General features: G+C 43.5%; 15 protein-coding genes. 6 read left to right on the top strand and 9 right to left on the bottom strand.

Annotated elements, in window-relative coordinates:
- Positions 1-70: 70 nt before the first annotated feature.
- Both JVX94_RS12485 and JVX94_RS12480 read left to right on the top strand, forming a co-directional pair.
- The gene (locus tag JVX94_RS12485) at positions 71-763 is read left to right on the top strand and encodes a response regulator transcription factor (RefSeq protein ID WP_024425529.1); all 693 of its coding nucleotides are present in this window, start codon (positions 71-73) and stop codon (positions 761-763) included.
- Positions 753-2,180: a sensor histidine kinase gene (locus tag JVX94_RS12480; RefSeq protein WP_111289680.1), complete on the top strand. Its 1,428-nt coding sequence runs from the start codon at positions 753-755 to the stop codon at positions 2,178-2,180. Before JVX94_RS12485 ends, JVX94_RS12480 begins: the two co-directional genes overlap by 11 nt.
- A 38-nt stretch (positions 2,181-2,218) precedes the next feature.
- On the opposite strand, the gene JVX94_RS12475 is transcribed toward JVX94_RS12480, so the two are convergent.
- The 5 genes from JVX94_RS12475 to JVX94_RS12455 all read right to left on the bottom strand — a co-directional run bounded on the left by JVX94_RS12475 (position 2,219) and on the right by JVX94_RS12455 (position 7,610).
- Positions 2,219-3,064 (bottom strand): GAF domain-containing protein, encoded by an 846-nt coding sequence (locus JVX94_RS12475; protein WP_048238099.1) that lies wholly within the window; start codon positions 3,062-3,064, stop codon positions 2,219-2,221.
- 164 nt (positions 3,065-3,228) lie between these two features.
- Entirely contained in the window at positions 3,229-4,605 is a 1,377-nt protein-coding gene (locus JVX94_RS12470; RefSeq protein WP_197197945.1) for an aspartate kinase, read from the bottom strand.
- 174 nt (positions 4,606-4,779) lie between these two features.
- On the bottom strand, positions 4,780-6,213 hold the full coding sequence (locus JVX94_RS12465) for an MDR family MFS transporter (protein WP_111289686.1): 1,434 nt from the start codon (positions 6,211-6,213) through the stop codon (positions 4,780-4,782).
- Positions 6,214-6,229: 16 nt separating this feature from the next.
- A complete protein-coding gene (locus JVX94_RS12460) occupies positions 6,230-7,096 on the bottom strand; it encodes a TetR/AcrR family transcriptional regulator (protein ID WP_240193760.1) in 867 nt (288 codons plus the stop codon).
- Between the two features lie 139 nt (positions 7,097-7,235).
- Complete coding sequence (locus tag JVX94_RS12455; RefSeq protein ID WP_111289690.1) at positions 7,236-7,610, bottom strand: hypothetical protein; 375 nt, start codon at positions 7,608-7,610, stop codon at positions 7,236-7,238.
- 126 nt (positions 7,611-7,736) lie between these two features.
- Here JVX94_RS12455 and JVX94_RS12450 point away from each other — a divergent pair, with 126 nt between their 5' ends.
- The gene (locus JVX94_RS12450; protein ID WP_205185554.1) at positions 7,737-8,048 is read left to right on the top strand and encodes an ArsR/SmtB family transcription factor; all 312 of its coding nucleotides are present in this window, start codon (positions 7,737-7,739) and stop codon (positions 8,046-8,048) included.
- 31 nt (positions 8,049-8,079) lie between these two features.
- On the opposite strand, the gene gabR is transcribed toward JVX94_RS12450, so the two are convergent.
- Complete coding sequence (gene gabR / locus JVX94_RS12445) at positions 8,080-9,504, bottom strand: MocR-like transcriptional regulator GabR (RefSeq protein WP_095407748.1); 1,425 nt, start codon at positions 9,502-9,504, stop codon at positions 8,080-8,082.
- Between the two features lie 109 nt (positions 9,505-9,613).
- On the opposite strand from gabR, the gene gabT reads away from it, so the two are divergent.
- Genes gabT through JVX94_RS12430 form a run of 3 tightly spaced genes read left to right on the top strand, consistent with a single transcriptional unit; the run spans position 9,614 to position 13,709 of the window.
- Positions 9,614-10,930 carry a 4-aminobutyrate--2-oxoglutarate transaminase gene (gene gabT / locus JVX94_RS12440; RefSeq protein ID WP_144473037.1) on the top strand — a complete coding sequence of 439 codons (1,317 nt, stop codon included), beginning with the start codon at positions 9,614-9,616 and terminating at the stop codon, positions 10,928-10,930.
- 21 nt (positions 10,931-10,951) lie between these two features.
- Positions 10,952-12,340 (top strand): APC family permease, encoded by a 1,389-nt coding sequence (locus tag JVX94_RS12435; protein WP_095407750.1) that lies wholly within the window; start codon positions 10,952-10,954, stop codon positions 12,338-12,340.
- Positions 12,315-13,709: an NAD-dependent succinate-semialdehyde dehydrogenase gene (locus tag JVX94_RS12430; RefSeq protein WP_205183319.1), complete on the top strand. Its 1,395-nt coding sequence runs from the start codon at positions 12,315-12,317 to the stop codon at positions 13,707-13,709. The genes JVX94_RS12435 and JVX94_RS12430 overlap by 26 nt, the downstream gene beginning before the upstream one ends.
- Before the next feature lie 43 nt (positions 13,710-13,752).
- Here JVX94_RS12430 and JVX94_RS12425 read toward each other — a convergent pair whose 3' ends face one another.
- From JVX94_RS12425 to JVX94_RS12415, 3 genes are all read right to left on the bottom strand, one after another.
- Positions 13,753-14,349 (bottom strand): NAD(P)H-dependent oxidoreductase, encoded by a 597-nt coding sequence (locus JVX94_RS12425; protein WP_111289701.1) that lies wholly within the window; start codon positions 14,347-14,349, stop codon positions 13,753-13,755.
- Between the two features lie 178 nt (positions 14,350-14,527).
- Positions 14,528-15,142: a YcnI family copper-binding membrane protein gene (locus tag JVX94_RS12420; RefSeq protein ID WP_144473033.1), complete on the bottom strand. Its 615-nt coding sequence runs from the start codon at positions 15,140-15,142 to the stop codon at positions 14,528-14,530.
- A 14-nt stretch (positions 15,143-15,156) separates the two neighbouring features.
- On the bottom strand, positions 15,157-16,791 hold the full coding sequence (locus JVX94_RS12415; protein ID WP_205183316.1) for a copper resistance CopC/CopD family protein: 1,635 nt from the start codon (positions 16,789-16,791) through the stop codon (positions 15,157-15,159).
- Between the last annotated feature and the right edge of the window lie 284 nt (positions 16,792-17,075).

The raw sequence follows: 17,075 nt of genomic DNA, 5'->3' as shown, positions 1-17,075 counted from the left end.
TGAGATTTGAAAGGGAACATGTAAAATAAAGCTACATAAAGAAAAACAATGGTAGCAGCGGAGGCTGATCATGAAAATATTAATGATTGAAGATAATCAGAGCGTTTGTACAATGACGGATATGTTTTTTCAACGAGAGGGATTTCAAGCGGAATTTGTCCATGATGGTTTAGAAGGATTGAATCGCTTTAAGCAAGAGGAGGATTGGGATCTGCTCATTTTAGATGTCATGCTTCCTTCGATGGATGGTCTGACCATTTGTCAAAAGGTACGCCAGATCAGTGACATTCCGATTATCATGCTGACAGCAAAGGAAACCGAATCTGATCAGGTGCTTGGTTTTGATCTTGGGGCAGATGATTATGTGACCAAGCCCTTTAGTCCACTAACCTTGATGGCAAGAATTAAAGCGGTGAAACGACGCTTTGCTCATACAACTACTCAAGAAAAGGTGAATGAGGGCGAACGGCTGGAGACAGCACATTTTCAGTTGGATAAGAAAACGAGGGAAGTTTTCCTGGATGGAGAGCGAATAGAGAACCTCACACCGAAAGAATACGATCTGCTGTGCTTTTTTATTCAGCATCCTCGGCAAGTATTTTCACGAGAACAATTGCTTGAGCAAATTTGGGGATACCAATTTTATGGAGATGAGCGAACGGTAGATGTTCATATTAAACGGCTGCGCCAAAAAATTGGGGACGGGCCTAAGCCCTTTTTGTATACAGTATGGGGCGTAGGGTATAAGTTCGATGAAGATTAAATATTTTTATCAGCTGCTGATCAGTCACCTTGGGTTATTGCTCATCGCCATTGTCATTATCAGCACCCTTTTATCTCATTTTGTGAAAGATATTGCCTATCAAAACAGAGTGAATGAAATGAGCTCCTATGGGAATGAAATCTTGCAAGATTATAAACGACTCCCTAAAAGCGAGATGACCTTTCGTCTGCGTCCATTTGAAGATATTCTTTCGACGAGGCAAATTCGTTTTTTCGTGTTTGATGAAAAAGGAGATATACTGTCTCAGCAGCAAGAGATGCCGCCGCATGAAGTATTATTGACAAAGGATTTATGGGCCAAACTCTCAAAAGGAGAGCAAATCATTGTGAAGCGAAGTGATTCACGCCGCCTTGATCAAGAGGCATCACTTGTGGCGCTCCCTGTCATGGAGGATGGAAAGCTAAAGGGTGGAGTCGTCCTTATTGCCCCGATTCAAGGCGCTGAACAGCTCATCGCCCAAATGAATCGTTATCTGTATATCATCGTTTTTGTGGCGCTGACGATCACCTTTATTCTCAGCCTGTTCCTGTCTAAATTTCATGTGAACCGCATCAAAAAGCTGAGAGAGGCGACTGAAAAGATTGCGCAAGGTGATTACAACATCAAGCTTGAAAACAAACACCTTGATGAAATTGGCACACTTGGTGAGGATTTTAATATGATGGCCAAGCGTCTTCAGCAATCAAGAGAGGAAATTGACCGGCTTGAAAAGCGCAGACGCCAATTCATCGCAGATGTGTCTCACGAATTGAAAACACCGCTGACCACCATTCGAGGACTGGTGGAATGGCTGAACACTGCGGATGTGTCAGCAGAAGAGAAAGAGAAATGCTATGCCTTAATCACTGACGAGACAAAACGTATGCTGCGCCTCGTCAATGAAAATATGGATTATGAGAAAATTAGATCGAATCAAATTACCCTTCAGAAATTTCACTATCCACTCATTGACACATTTGAAGTGATGAAAGAGCAGCTGAGCCGAATCGCCGAAGAGAAAAACAATCAGCTGATCGTGGATGTTGATCCTGAACTAAAGGTTTATGCAGATTATGACAGGCTCATTCAAATACTTGTCAATATCACAAAGAACGCGATTCAATTCACAGAAGGCGGCCGTATTTACTTAAGAGGAAAACAAGAAAATCAAGAGACGATCATTGAAGTGGAAGACACAGGCATTGGCATTGCGCCAGACGAAGTCAAACACATATGGGAACGTTTTTATAAAGCGGATATCTCAAGAACGAATACACCGTATGGAGAATACGGATTGGGCTTGTCCATCGTGAAGCAGCTTGTGGACCTGCATGAAGGGCATATTGATATGAAAAGTGAAAAAAACAAAGGAACGACCTTTACCATTCGATTGCCGTTTCCAGAAGAAAAGGGCTAAAATGAAGTTCATTTTAGCCCTTTTTGGTGAATCACCACTTATTCATTTTTGGTAAACGTTAATCCAATATGAGCAAGTGCCTGTGGTAAATCTTTCCGGATGGTGATGTCTTTAAACGATATGTTGGATTGAATCGCACTTAAAGCAAGGTCTTGCTTAATGCCCGTTAAAACTGCCGAAATTCCTAAAAGTCTCAGCGTTTGTGCGTAGCTGACCAAATATTGAATGCTTTGTTCATTCAGGCTTTTTGTTCCCGAGACATCAATGACCAAATGAGAGAGCGACAGCCTGTAGCTTTCCTGTAAAATGGTTTCCAAAATATGCTGAGCACGTGTCTCTTCGATATCACCAAGCAGAGGAAGCACGGCGACACCGTCAACTACTGGTACGATTGGTACAGACAATTGCTGAATTTGCCGGTTAGCACGGTCTAGTTCGAGAACGTAGCTTAATAAAGAAGCCATCGTTTCAAACATATACACATGCTCTTCTGTGAACTGCTTCGGCCTCAAATCTAGTCCGCAAATCGTCCCGTAGTTCGTCCCATCTGTAAAATCAATGGGAACCCCAATAAACGAGCCGTTTTGAAGATGTTTCGTGACCTCTAAATATTTAGATCGGTCATCCCTCGAAATGTCAGGGATCACAAGTGTATCCTTATGATCGACTGCCAGCTTGCAAAATGTTTTTTCGTAAGGGAGTTCTTCTCCTTCTTCAAGAAGCTGCTCGTCATGATTTAGCACCTTTACAATCTGATTGGTGTTTTGATCATTTTTAGCAATAAACAGTGTATTCACATCAATGAATTGACTCATCATGTTTAAAATACTAGTAGAAGCATCATGAAAATTGCGAAACTGTTTTAATAGTTGTTGACGAGGCATTGTTTTAGGACTCCTTGTAGCTCCGAACATAGGCCGGAACGGATAGTTGATTTGTCTCTATCATACAAAATCAAACAAGAAATAGATACACTTTAATGCGCAAAAACACTCTGATCGTCGAGATGAAAAAAGACTGCTGATCCAAAGATCTGGCAGCCTTCTGATTAAAGAGAGACAGGGACAGTAGACATAGAGAAAAATTCCTCATACAAGGCTTGAACAGCTTCTTTTTCTTGCGCCGCTTTGACACCGAACATCATGCTGACCTCTGAAGAGCCTTGATTGATCATTTCAATATTGACCTTCGCTTTTGAGAGCGCCTTTGCTGCTCTTGCCGTTGTGCCAACATTATGACGCATCGCTTCTCCCACAACCATAATAAGCGAGAGATTTCGCTCTAAAACGACCTCATCTGCATCAAGCACGACCTTCAAGCGGTCTAGCAGCTCCTCTTCAATATGCTGCTCCTCCAGCTGATCCTGCCGTAAAATAATGTTCATATCATCAATGCCAGAAGGGACATGCTCATACGTAAGCCCATATTCCTCTAGTGTTTGCAGCACCTTACGTCCAAAACCGACTTCTCTGTTCATCAAATATTTGCTAATGTAAATGCTGCAAAACCCATTGTCTGAGGCGATTCCAACAACAGGTCCATTTGTATGGTCCCGCTGATTTACGATTTTTGTCCCTTTTGCCGAAGGGTTATTCGTGTTTTTAATCTGAACCGGAATGCCTGCACGGAAGGCTGGAATAAGTGCTTCATCATGGAACACAGAAAAACCAGCATAGGACAGTTCGCGCATTTCCCGATATGTCAGTTCTGTAATCTCTTTCGGATCATGAACGATTGTTGGATTGACAGCGTAGACAGCATCCACATCTGTAAAGTTTTCATACATATCTGCTTTCAGGCCGTTCGCCAAAATGGAGCCGGTAATATCGGAGCCGCTTCGCGAAAAGGTGACGATGTCTCCTGCTAGACTAAAGCCAAAAAAGCCAGGGAATATAATAATGCCAGAGCGCTCTCTTAATTTGTACAAATGATCATATGACTCCGGCAGGACTTGCGCTTGGCCAGGCTCATCGCTCACAAACAAACCAGCTTCCTTTGGATTCACATAATGAGCTTCAACACCCTGATGACGGAAATAGGCGGCAATGAGCTTAGCGTTATTGTCTTCACCGCTTGCTTTAATGGCATCAAGATAGCACTCAGGGCGGGATGAATCAGCCTGTAATAGTGTCTCTAGATCTTGCCTGATGGTATCGATAATGTCATGGCCTAATCCGAGTTCATCCGCTATTGAGGCATAACGCTCGATAACCGCTTCCTTTAAATCATGTGCTTCACCTAAACGTAAATATTGTTCACCGCAGCTAATTAATAGATCGGTGACCTTCGTATCCGTTGAATGCCGTTTTCCTGGTGCGGAAACAACGACTGCTTTTCGAGCTGGATCTGCTGTTACAATGTCAAATACCTTTTGCAGCTGCTTGCCAGAGGCAAGTGAACTGCCACCAAATTTAACGACCTTCAATGCATACATCTCCTATAGTAAAAATTTTCTCACAAATTGAATAGTTCCTATTATCAACTCTTTTCCTTAAATTATCAAGGTTTTTCTTCACTAGAAATACAAATGTATTTATAGAGAGGACGGTATTGTGTGAGTATATGAAAAAAGAGCCGGCCATATGCCGAGCTCTTTTTCTTATGAAGAAGACGAGGAGGAAGATATCTCCTGCTTCATCACTTTGTTATCACGTTTTGCCTTTAAGAAAAAGGAGAGGATGAGTCCAATGACTGCAATCAGACCAGAAATGAAAAATGACGTATTCATTCCATGAACGGCTGATTTTAATGGATTGGCTAATTCTGCATTTGCAGCAGAGCTGCTCATGATGGAAACAAGCACAGCCGTTCCAATGGAACCGCCTACTTGTCTCATCGTGTTATTCATCGCTGTTCCATGCGGGATCAAATGAGGCGGTAATGCGTTAATACCTGCCGTTGTCAGCGGCATCATGATCATCCCAACCCCGATTAAGCGAAGCGTATAGGCGACCGTAATGAGAGCGATCGATGAATCAAGGGTGAGCAGCATAAATGGCAGGGTGGTAACGGTGAGGATCGTAAATCCGCCTAATGCCAGCCCTCTTCCGCCGACTTTATCAAAAATCCGTCCAATAATCGGTGACAGGAGTCCCATGAAGAGAGCACCCGGCAATAAGATCAGCCCTGTATCAAGTGCAGACAGCCCTCTGACATTCTGCGTATAAAGCGGCAGAATCGTCTCTGTACCAATCAATAAAGCAAAGACAAGCATCCCGAGGAAAGTTGTTAAGCTAAAGATCGCAAATTTAAATACGCCAAACTCAAGCATCGGTCTTGTTAAGTTCGACTGGCGCAGGATAAAGAAGAACAAGCTCACGGCGCCGACAATCAGCGAAATGAGAACAGTTGCACTCGTCCATCCATACGTGCCGACACTAGAAAATCCGTAAAGCAGCCCGCCGAAACCGAAGGACGACAAGATGACAGATAACACATCAATACGTGTCTCTCTTTGCTGCGTCACATTTTTCATTAAGAAGAAAGCAAGAATGAGATCAATGATACCGATTGGCATAACAATATAAAACAGGGCCTTCCAGCTGAAGGAATCGACAATCCAGCCGCCAAGTGTTGGTCCAAGCGCTGGTGCGAACGAAATGACAAGTCCGACCATGCCCATTGCCTGCCCGCGTTTTTCTTTCGGGAAAATGGTTAAAAAGATCGTTTGCATCAGCGGCATTAAAATCCCTGCGCCGGCTGCCTGTACGATACGCGCTGCAAGTAACACCGGGAAATTCGTTGCAAATGAAGCAAGAATTGTACCGGCTGTAAAGATGCTAAGTGCCGTTAAAACTAAAGAACGGCTTGAAAATTTCTCAATGAGGAAAGCCGTAATGGGGATGAGAATCCCGTTTGTCAGCATAAAGGCTGTTGTGAGCCACTGTCCTTTGCTGACATCAATATTGAAATCTTCCATGATATGCGGGATCGCTGGAATGAGAAGCGTTTGGTTTAAAATCGCGACGAATGCCCCAACGAGGAAAATCCCAACAATCACAGATCGATTATACGATGTAGTTGATTGGTTCATGTTATCCCTTCTTTATCTATAAAATGATGTTTTTCAGCTGTGACACGTTTTGTGATAAAACGCTGTTTTTGCCTAAATAATCGAGCAGTGAGCTGACTAAAAAGGTTCTCGGTTCATCCTTTGATAATTCTTGATTGAGCAGCTCATACGCAGAGAGGAGATCGTCCTTTTCTTCTCCGTTTGGCAGTGCGTGCAGCTCTTGTTTGATCTTCGTTAAGTACGAGATGACAAGCTTCTCTTCATCATATTCGTCCTGTGAGGAAAACAAATAAGAGTCCATCAGTTGATCTGTTAACACAGGCTCAATCGAGCAAGGCTTTTTCGATACACGATCCATCACACCGATGATCATCTCGGCAGCATTTTCTAATTTGATGTTCTTGTGCTCAATCGCCAGCATTAAGATGAATTCTCTCATTAATCCATTGAGAACAATCACAAGGTCCCAAACATAAGGAGCGACAGATTCTCCATAGGTGCTCAAAATAATGTCTCTGTGCCGCTGCATGATAATGGAGCGTGTCTCGCGCAAGTGTTTAATGACAATAGGCGAATGCTGTGAAAAAGCTTCAAAGGACAGCATATTCAAAAATTTATGATTCTCTTTAAACTCTTCAAGCTCAAGCTTGATCTTCTTTGTGAATTTTTCCTTTTTGGACAGCGTCGTTTCTGAATGAATGATCTGAGAAATCTCTCTCATTTTGCACTGATTGTATTTAATCAGTTCTAATAGAAGAGCTTCCTTTGAATCAAACAGTTTATAAATAGACGCTTTTGATATTTTACAGGCATCGGCAATTGACTGCATGGAGACACTCATATAGCCTTTTTGAGAAAATAATTTCTTCGAAACCCGCAAAATCTCTTCTTGCTTTTCGTTCATCTTCATAAGTCCTTTCCGAATCGGCAAAACCATATGGTCACAATGGAAACCGAGTGGTCACTTTTGCTATGATAACAAAACCAATGACCCATGACAAGAAAATGAACTTAAAAAAATACCCGTCTGCATGACAGGTATTTTATCCTTCCGCATGTGCGACATATATTTTTGTTTTGCCGTGAAGTTCGACGACCAACATATCTTCTCTCTCTTTCACAGAGTAAATAGCGGTTCCTTTTTGTAACCGAGAGGCTGTACCATGTTCAAAATTTTTGGCGGCTGTTTTCTGAATGACACCTACTTGCTGCTGTTTTGTGACGTGTAAGGATGTCGTCCAATCTACATTTGTTTCATAGACCGTTCCTTCCCATTGAAATAAATCTGCCTTCTGATCGATAGCTAATAACTCTTCCGCACTAGGTGGTTTTGACTGAAAAGATTGAACGGACTGGCAGGCGCATAAGGAGATCGTGAGCATCATCATCAATAAATTAATCCATATATTACGTGTCAAAATGGGTTCCTTCCCTTCAGACAGTCTCATGAATAATGGACGTTTGTGGAGCCATATCGTTACTTGACTAGTCAGCTCCAGGTGAATGAGATTGTATGTGAGCACAAAATACGATACATTTATCGTATGACGAATCCAAACCATCCAAACCAAGAAGATATGAGACTGATTTCTGTTCTGCACGCATTGGCTGATCCAATCCGGTTAGAAATTGTCCGCTGCCTAGCAGAGGCGGGGGAGAGGACATGCGGCACGTATGAGATGAATATTGCCAAATCCACGCTTTCCCATCACTTCAAAGTGCTGAGGGAGGCAGGCGTCGTGAAAGTGAGAATTGACGGGAAGCACCGTTACTATTCTTTAAGAAAAGAAGACATCGAGACTGCTTTTCCTGGGCTTGTGTCATCTATTTTAAGAGTAGATAAAAAGCGGTGGTAAGCCAGCTGTCTATGAAGAGCAGCTGGCTGTTTTATGTCCCGAAAATGGCGTCATACAGCCTTTTCACAGCCGGTTGAATATCCTCTCGCCTCATATGTGAGAAGCCGAGGACGAGCGGAACAAAGCCTGGCTGATGCCCTGGCAATTGCTCATCAAGGGTAAAGCGATCCATTCCGTACATTTTCAGCTTCCTTTCTTTCGCCCGCTGTAAAATCTCATGCTGCGTCCGTTTTGAACGGAACTCTGCGATAAAATGAAGCCCGGCATTTTCTCCAATAATCCGCACATTGGCAGTAAAAACCGTATTGAGTTCTTCAATGAGCTGCTTCCGTTTTTCCTCATATAAACCATTCATTCTTTTAATATGCCGTTGATACGCCCCATCTTTTATAAAATGAAGAAGGGTGTATTGTGTAAAAAGATTGGCTGTTTGAATGAAAAAATGCTGTTCCTCCTTATAACGTCTCAATAAATGCTGAGGCAGCACCATATAGCTTAGCCGCAAGCCGGGCAGCAATGATTTTGAGAAGGTGCCCATATAAATGACTTTGTCATATCGGTCGAGACTTTGCAGCGCTGGAATGCTGTCTGTGCCATATTTAAATTCACTGTCATAATCATCCTCAATAATATAACGATCTGGCTGATCAGCTGCCCAGTTTAACAGCTGAATGCGCCGGGAAATCGGCATAATCACCCCTGTTGGAAATTGATGTGAAGGGGTAATGATCAACACATTCGGCTGTTTCTTATGAATGTCGCTCATTCGCACCCCTTTTTGGTCAATGCCAATCGTTTCAATTTGGTGATGATTGTTTTTCAGCATTTGATAGAGCCGGCGGTAGCCAGGGTTTTCTAACCCGTATATTTGATCAGGCGGAAGAATGCTTGATAACGAATGGATAAGTGACTGTGTGCCTGCACTTAAAATGAGCTGTTCCGGGTAGCATTTGACTCCTCGCGCAAGTCCGATCAGCCGGGCAATCGTTTCCCGCAGCTCATACACACCTTGTGGATGCGGAAGCTCACCGAAGGCTTCTTGGTGGAGGTGGATCGCCTTTTGTTCACTTTTCAGCCAGCTTTTAAACGGAAAGTTCGCTGTATCGACGGAGATATGTGAAAAGGAATACCAGTCGTCTCGTGCAATCGGTTCTTCCTTTAAATCTACAGGAAGAGAAGAGGGTTTTAGCTGACCAGATTCATGAAACGTTTCTAGTGACTCCACGAAAAAACCTTTGCGCTCAACCGAGTATAAATACCCCTCGGCAAGCAGCTGCTGATAGGCGCCATTCACTGAATTAACGCTAACGTTTAATGCACCCGCTAACTCTCGTTTGGACGGTAATTGATCGTGCGGCTGCAGGTTGCGATTTAAGATTTCTTCTTTGATTTTCATATAAATTTGATGATAAATATATCCGTTTTGCCCTGTTTGATCTAGTTGAATTGTCAGCATCTCACCATTCCATCCTCTCTGGTACCATGAAAAAAATGATATTGGTACTTTCTATCATACCAAAAAATATTCAGAATAATAAAAAAGGATATAAAGGGGATGGATGACAATGAGTCAAACGACAACAAACCGTTTTTCAACTGAAGAATGGCAGGGGAAAAGAGATCAATACGTCGCAAGAGGCGTGAGTAATGGCAACCGTCATCTTGCAGCGAAGGGGAAAGGAGCCGAGCTGTTCGATATTGATGGAAAGCGATTTATCGATTTTGCAGGCGCCATTGGCACATTAAACGTAGGACATTCACATCCAAAGGTCGTGGAAGCGGTCAAAGCACAGGCAGAGAGCCTGATTCACCCAGGATTCAACGTGATGATGTACGAATCGTATATCGAATTGGCAGAGAAGCTGTGCCATCTCACACCAGGTGACCATGATAAGAAAGCCATTTTTCTTAATTCAGGTGCAGAAGCTGTTGAAAATGCGGTGAAAATTGCACGTAAATATACGAAAAGACAGGCCGTTGTGTCGTTCACAAGAGGTTTTCACGGCAGAACGAATATGACAATGAGCATGACAAGCAAGGTCAAGCCATATAAATTTGGCTTCGGACCATTTGCGTCAGAGGTGTACCAAGCACCATACCCGTATTACTATCAAAAGCCAGAAGGATTAAGCGATGCCGCGTACGACGAGTACATCATTGACCAATTCAATCAATTCTTCGTCGCAGCCGTTGCACCAGAAACGGTTGCTTGTGTGGTCATGGAACCAGTCCAAGGGGAGGGCGGATTCATAGTGCCATCGAAGCGTTTCGTTCAGCATGTCGCTTCCTTCTGTCAGCAGCACGGGATTGTCTTTGTTGCAGATGAGATCCAAACCGGTTTTGCGAGAACAGGGAAATACTTTGCGATTGAACACTTTGATGTGGTGCCGGACTTAATCACTGTGTCAAAATCTCTTGCAGCTGGCTTACCGCTGAGCGGTGTCGTTGGCAGAAAAGAAATGCTTGATGCGGCAGATCCAGGGGAGCTTGGAGGAACATATGCAGGCAGTCCATTAGGCTGTGTAGCAGCACTGGCGGTTCTTGATATCATTGAAACAGAACAACTGAATCAACGATCTGAACACATTGGACAAGTCATTGAGGACAAAGCAAATGAATGGAGAACAGCGTATCCATTCATTGGGGAAGTTCGCCGGTTAGGGGCAATGGCGGCAATTGAAATTGTGGAAGATCAAACAACGCGTACACCAGATAAGAAAAGAGCCGCAGCGATTGCAGCATATGCAAATGAGCACGGGCTGCTTCTTTTAACGGCAGGGATTAATGGGAATATCATTCGCTTCTTAACACCACTTGTCATCACAGATGAGCTGCTTCACGAAGGACTAGGGATCATCGAGGACGCCTTCAAAGCACGCTAAACAACAAAGGGGGATGGTTGTATGCAAAAACAACAAATGGGAAAAACGATGTCGCAGTCTGACGTACTGTTTTTGTCCATTGGTGCAATGCTTGGCTGGGGCTGGGTTGTACTTTCGGGAGATTGGATTTTAACAGCTGGATTTTTAGGCAGTGTGATTGCTTTCGTTATAGGCGGTATTCTCGTCATCTTTATTGGACTTACGTATGCCGAGCTTTCATCTGCAATTCCAGAGACAGGCGGAGGGCTCGTCTTTGTCCAACGGGCATTTGGGATGAAAGCAGCGTTCGTCTCAGCATGGGGCGTATTGTTTGGTTATGTGTCTGTGATTACGTTTGAAGCTGTCGCCTTGCCGACCGTCATTGATTATGTGATTCCAACACAGCATGTTGGCTTCTTATGGAATATAGGGGGCTGGGACGTTTATTTCACGTGGGTATTGATTGGATCTGGCGGTGCATTGTTTTTAACAGCGCTGAATTACATTGGGGCGAAGCCTGCTGCCATTTTTCAATCCGTGTTCACAGTGGCGATTATTCTGACAGGTTTTCTCCTTTTAGGCGGCGCAACATTTAATGGAGATTTTGCAAACCTTGAGCCGATGTTTCAAGGCGGGGTTGGCGGTCTTATGGCGGTGTTAGTCATGATTCCCTTTTTATTCGTTGGGTTTGATGTCATTCCGCAAGTAGCGGCGGAGATTAACGCACCAAAAAAAATCATTGGGAGAATCTTGATTATCTCCATCGTGAGCGCGGTCATTTTTTATCTGCTTATTGTCTTTGGGGTAGCAGCTGGGCTGTCAAAAGGACAGCTTGAAGCTTCTTCATTAGCAACAGCAGATGCGATGGTACAGCTTCTCGGTCATCAAGCGTTTGGAACAGTGCTTGTCATTGGAGGGGTAGCAGGAATTGTGACGAGCTGGAATGCTTTTATTATCGGTGCAAGCCGTATTCTATATGCTATGGCGGAAAGAGGTATGATTTCCAAATGGTTTGCGTATATTCATCCAAAGTATAAAACACCGACAAATGCCATTTTATTTCTTGGAGCTTTGGCTTTTTTCGCTCCATTACTAGGGCGTCCTGCCCTTGTATGGATTGTCAATGCAGGCGGTGTAGGAATCATCGTTGGGTATTTAATCGTGTCCATTGCCTTTATGAGGCTTCGCAAAACAGAACCTGAGCTTGAGCGTCCATACAGCATTAAATATTGGCGGACGACAGGTGTTTTAGCCATCGGACTGAGTCTTCTTTTCCTTTCATTTTACTTTCCGGGAATGCCGGCCTCCTTATCGTGGCCAGCTGAATGGATATTGCTTTTAGGTTGGGTACTCATTGGGTATATACTATATGTAATGAATCCAAGAACGAAGGAGACGGTAGAGCATGACAAACGAACTCAAAGTGTATAATCCTGCAACAGGAGAAGAAATTGCTTCAGTTGCTCAGCATACAAAAGAACAGATCGAAGACGCAATTTCCCGTTCACACAAAGCATTTAAATCATGGGCGAAAACGTCAGCGCATGAACGTGCCAATATCATTCGCAAGTGGTTTGATCTGATGATTGAGCATAAAGAAAGGCTTGCGAAAATCATCACAGAAGAAAACGGAAAGCCATATCAAGAAGCATTAGGAGAAATCGTCTATGCGGCTGGTTATATTGAATGGTACGCGGAAGAAGCAAAGCGAATCTACGGCAGAACCATCCCGTCACATACGACGAACAAACGCCTTTTTGTCACAAAACAGCCAGTTGGTCCGGTTGCTGCCATTACTCCGTGGAATTTCCCTGCGGCGATGATTACGAGAAAGGCAGCTCCTGCGCTTGCAGCAGGCTGTACGTTTATTGTAAAACCTGCTGAAGACACACCGCTGACAGCCATTGAACTAGTGAAATTAGGTCATGAAGCCGGCATTCCAGAGGATGCACTGCAATGGGTTGTGGGAGACGGCAAAGAAGTGGGTGAAATCTTCACAGATAGTCCATTGATTCGAAAAATCACGTTTACAGGCTCAACGCCCGTCGGAAAGCATTTAATCAAAAACAGTGCCAGCACAGTCAAACACGTATCAATGGAGCTTGGCGGTCATGCCCCGCTCATCGTAGACAAGGATGCAAACCTTGAATTAGCTGTCAAACAAGCCGTAGCATCTAAGTTTCGGAACGCAGGACAAACCTGTGTCTGTGCCAACCGCTTAATTGTGCATGAAGATATTCATGAAGCATTTGCTCAAAGCTTCAGCAAAGAGGTAGAGAAGCTGAAAGTGGGAAATGGCTTTGAAGAAGGCACATCCATCGGTCCAATTATCAACAAACGCGGCTTTGATAAAATTGTCGACCAAATTCAAGATGCAGTGGATAAAGGAGCGAAAGTTCTTGTCGGCGGCGATACGCATTACGACGATGACAAGTCGTATTATTTTGTCCAGCCAACAGTTCTTACACATGTGGACCCTTCGATGAACATCATGCATGAAGAGACCTTTGGTCCAGTGGCACCAATTACGACATTCAAAACGTTAGACGAGGCAATTGAATTAGCCAACGATACACCTTTTGGCCTTGCTGCTTATTTCTTTACAGAAAATTATCGAAACGGACTCTACATTTCAGAAAACCTCGATTATGGGATTATTGGCTGGAATGATGGCGGTCCATCGGCTGTCCAAGCACCTTTTGGCGGTATGAAAGAGAGTGGGATTGGCCGAGAAGGCGGCATCGAAGGGATCGAACCTTATTTAGAAACAAAATATGTATCTATTGGGTTAGACGAATAAACGTGAAAAAGACTGTCCGAGAAATCTCGGCAGTCTTTTTTTATTAAACAGCCGGCGGAAAAAGCTGATCCACCGTTTCTTTCGTTTCTTTCAGAATTTCGTGTATGTAATCTGCAGATGCCTGCTCCATGCTGCTGAACAAAAGCCGTTCGACTGGCTGAACGCCAATAAAATTGAAGACTTCAGTATCAGTTGTCATGTGATGAGAGGAGGTGAAGATTTTATTGGAATCAAGAAAAGTCCTCGGGGCATCATGCGTGTTGATAATGACACCTTTTTTGTGCCGAAGCAAATTTTCAATCTCTCCATCCTCATTGATCTGATAAGCAAAACCCTCAGAAAAGACGCGCTCTACATAACCCTTTAGCATAGCTGGCAAGCCGGTCCACCATATTGGAAAAATAAACGTCAGCACATCCGCCTGCTGAATCAGTTTCTGCTCTCTTTGAATGGCAATCGGCACATCACCGCATTTGATGGCAGCCTTTTCTGTAATGGTGAGCTCTGGCGAAAAACCTAGAGTATAGACATCACGAACAGTCACTTCATGACCATTGTTCAAAAGAGTGCTCACAACAAGATCTAATAAGGTTTGATTTAAGCTTTGCTGGGGATGAGCAAAAATGATTACATGGTTCATCTCATAGCCTCCTATGTGGTCATGTGTCTCATTATGGCATGCGGCTTTATCCTATTCAATCCTATATTGGAAATAATAAGTTGGGAAAATGGAAAAAATTGATTTCTAATAAAAGTAAACAATCTGTGGTGCAAGAAAAAGCGATCGTTTCCTAGATAACGATCGCTCATGTATCTCTTTATTTCTTTCTAAAAGCAAGCCCAAGTGCAATCAGCGCCACGACTAGGGCAGCAATGGATAGACCAAGGACAAGCGGTGAGGAAGAAGCAGAGGCTGTTTCAGAGGCCTTTTCTTCTTTTGGTTTTTCCTGGCCATGTGAATCCGTTACGGTATTAGATGCCACAATGTTTGTGATGGAATGAGGTTTATCAGCATCTTTATCGCCAGTCCATTCAACGACCGTTCCATCCTTATAATATTGATACGCATCCCAAGCAGCTTCCCCTGCTTTTTCAGGGTTTTTCGCTACAAAAACGAATTGCTGGAATTGTCCAGCAAGCACACCTTTACCAGTTGCTTCCCAAGTCACTCTTGTCACCTTGCCATCTTTCTCTTCAGTTGCCGTTTTCCAGCCAGGTACTGGCTCATATTGCTGGAATTCTACGCCTTTAGGTATTGTCAAAACAACCTTTGTCGTCGGGCTGTCACTCTCAGAAGGAACCTTTAATGTATAGGTCTCCCAAGCATTTGCCGCAGATGTATCAGGCTTGACTGTCACGTGCGCACTCACAGGAATCGCCAATAAAAATGAAGCGAGAAGCATTGGTAATAAAGCTTTAACGTATTTTTTCATAGTGATAACTCCTTTTAGTTTCTTCTAATAAATGTAGTATCGATATTCTTAAAAGAACCAGTTAACGCATGGATTTCAATTTTCCATGTGCCTTTTTCATTTAATAAGAGATTTTCAGCAGAGAAATGACCATTTTTTAATCGTTTCAGTTGAAATTCACTTGGTGTCTCATCACCGAATAAAGCCACCTTATGGATCTTGGCTGTCACAGATTGAATATCAGTGATCGTTTCTCCATTCTTCTTTGTAAATGCCACTTCGAACGAGTTTTTCCCCGGGGCATTCGGGGTAATGCTCAAGGACACAATGTCACGATGCTCGACCTGATTTGCGCCAAAGAAGGGCTCAGGTGCAGGCGGAGGAGGGCTCGGAATATTGGTAAAGACAGCCGTTAATAACAAAATGGCAATCCCGATCATCCATTCAGCTCGTAAGGAAAAGCTGCGTTTCTGCATCTTTTCCCATCTCAGCATCAAGTAATGCATAAGCCCAAGCAGGCCCATGAGGATAAATAAACCAAGCTTGATTAAAAAGGTGCGTCCGTATGCTGATTGGAAAAGAGCGTCAAACGATTGCAAAATAAAGATGGCATTCACAAATCCTGAGAACACAATGAGTCCAACAGAGAGCAGTGCCCAAGGATGAAATGCTGCTAGCGTACTCCGAATGAGCGGCTGATCTTCATTTGGCAGTTTCTTCACCAATAGAAGGACAATGGCTGTTAAACCACCGACCCAAATCGAAGCAGAGACGAGATGGATGAAATCAAGTGATGTTGTGAGTATTTTATTGTCTGTTGCGGCTGGATGTCCGATTTGTGCTTTCACCCAAAGGAGCACTGTGAATAGGAGCAGTGGAAACAGCCAAATCCGAAAAGAAGAGAAGTCCCCTTTTCTCACCGCTACAATCGTCCAGATGGTAAGAAGAACAAATGACGCCATAAGCATCATCCACAGACTACCGCCAGAAGTGGACGCAATCGTTTCTTGTAAAAGCGAAGGCTGGAATGCCCCCCAAAAGGACACGTCTGCCGCTGATTTTGTTTGAATCGGCAGCTGGAACACAAGTGCTCCGCCCATCATGATCAATGACACGGTTAAAAGCCGCTTCATTCGTTTCGCCAATACAGGTGAAATCGCAGTCTTAAACCAAAGCAGTCCAAACAAAATGGCCCCAAGGAATAAGCTGAATGACGTATAAAGAAAGGCTTTATCAATAGTGGAGGCCACATCAATGGCTTCATCCGTTTGACCTTGTTCTAATTGGTCAAAACCGCCATTCGCTTTTCCAATACTAAACGGAATCATGCCAGAGACAGAGTGTCCGTCCGCTGATACCGCATTCCACTGAATGGTGTAAATTCCTTTTGGTAAATTCTTTTTCAAAGCCGCTTCCATGATCTTTTGATCTTTAATGACCGTATCTCCCTTATCCACACGATCACCTTTTGCATTTAGCACCTTAATGGCATGAAATCCGCTTTCAATCCCTTCACTAAATGTGATCGAGACGGAAGGAGGCTGCTGATCCAGCTCTTCATTTGCCGCTGGGTTCGAGCTCACGACGTATGCATGAGCAAATGCTTCCTTTGGAATGAAAAAAGCGAACATGACCATAAGAAGCAGAAGCCATTTACTATTTTTAAACAAGGTGAATAACCGCCTTTCTACCTATGAAAATGTCTCATGTATCAGAAAGAAAGCGGCAGTAAACTGTGAGTCACAGAAAAAACCGCTCTTCCTATTGTACCGCCCTCTCTAAAAGGTAAACGAAACAAACAGCAAGATGGTTCACTTTTTCTGTTTCATGTCTGCGCAGACATTTCTTAATTGAATAGGTTTCATCCAATTATAAGCCTATTCGATTTAAGAAGAGGAAACAAGAAGAGACCATTTGAAAGTTGTGAAATTCCAATGAATTTTGCGTAAAAACA

The organism is Bacillus sp. PDNC022, assembly GCF_016919285.1.
Classification (GTDB): Bacteria; Bacillota; Bacilli; order Bacillales; family Bacillaceae; genus Bacillus; species Bacillus safensis.
This window is presented reverse-complemented; position numbering and strand designations above follow the sequence as displayed.

Bases quoted from the DNA above. Each gene is read 5' to 3' on its own strand.
- gabT (WP_144473037.1), top strand. From the start codon at position 9,614: ATGAGTCAAACGACAACAAACCGTTTTTCAACTGAAGAATGGCAGGGG.
- JVX94_RS12435 (WP_095407750.1), top strand. From the start codon at position 10,952: ATGCAAAAACAACAAATGGGAAAAACGATGTCGCAGTCTGACGTACTG.
- JVX94_RS12465 (WP_111289686.1), bottom strand. From the start codon at position 6,213: ATGAACCAATCAACTACATCGTATAATCGATCTGTGATTGTTGGGATT.
- JVX94_RS12450 (WP_205185554.1), top strand. From the start codon at position 7,737: ATGACGAATCCAAACCATCCAAACCAAGAAGATATGAGACTGATTTCT.
- JVX94_RS12420 (WP_144473033.1), bottom strand. From the start codon at position 15,142: ATGAAAAAATACGTTAAAGCTTTATTACCAATGCTTCTCGCTTCATTT.
- JVX94_RS12430 (WP_205183319.1), top strand. From the start codon at position 12,315: ATGACAAACGAACTCAAAGTGTATAATCCTGCAACAGGAGAAGAAATT.
- JVX94_RS12475 (WP_048238099.1), bottom strand. From the start codon at position 3,064: ATGCCTCGTCAACAACTATTAAAACAGTTTCGCAATTTTCATGATGCT.
- JVX94_RS12425 (WP_111289701.1), bottom strand. From the start codon at position 14,349: ATGAACCATGTAATCATTTTTGCTCATCCCCAGCAAAGCTTAAATCAA.
- JVX94_RS12485 (WP_024425529.1), top strand. From the start codon at position 71: ATGAAAATATTAATGATTGAAGATAATCAGAGCGTTTGTACAATGACG.
- gabR (WP_095407748.1), bottom strand. From the start codon at position 9,504: ATGCTGACAATTCAACTAGATCAAACAGGGCAAAACGGATATATTTAT.
- JVX94_RS12460 (WP_240193760.1), bottom strand. From the start codon at position 7,096: ATGAACGAAAAGCAAGAAGAGATTTTGCGGGTTTCGAAGAAATTATTT.
- JVX94_RS12480 (WP_111289680.1), top strand. From the start codon at position 753: ATGAAGATTAAATATTTTTATCAGCTGCTGATCAGTCACCTTGGGTTA.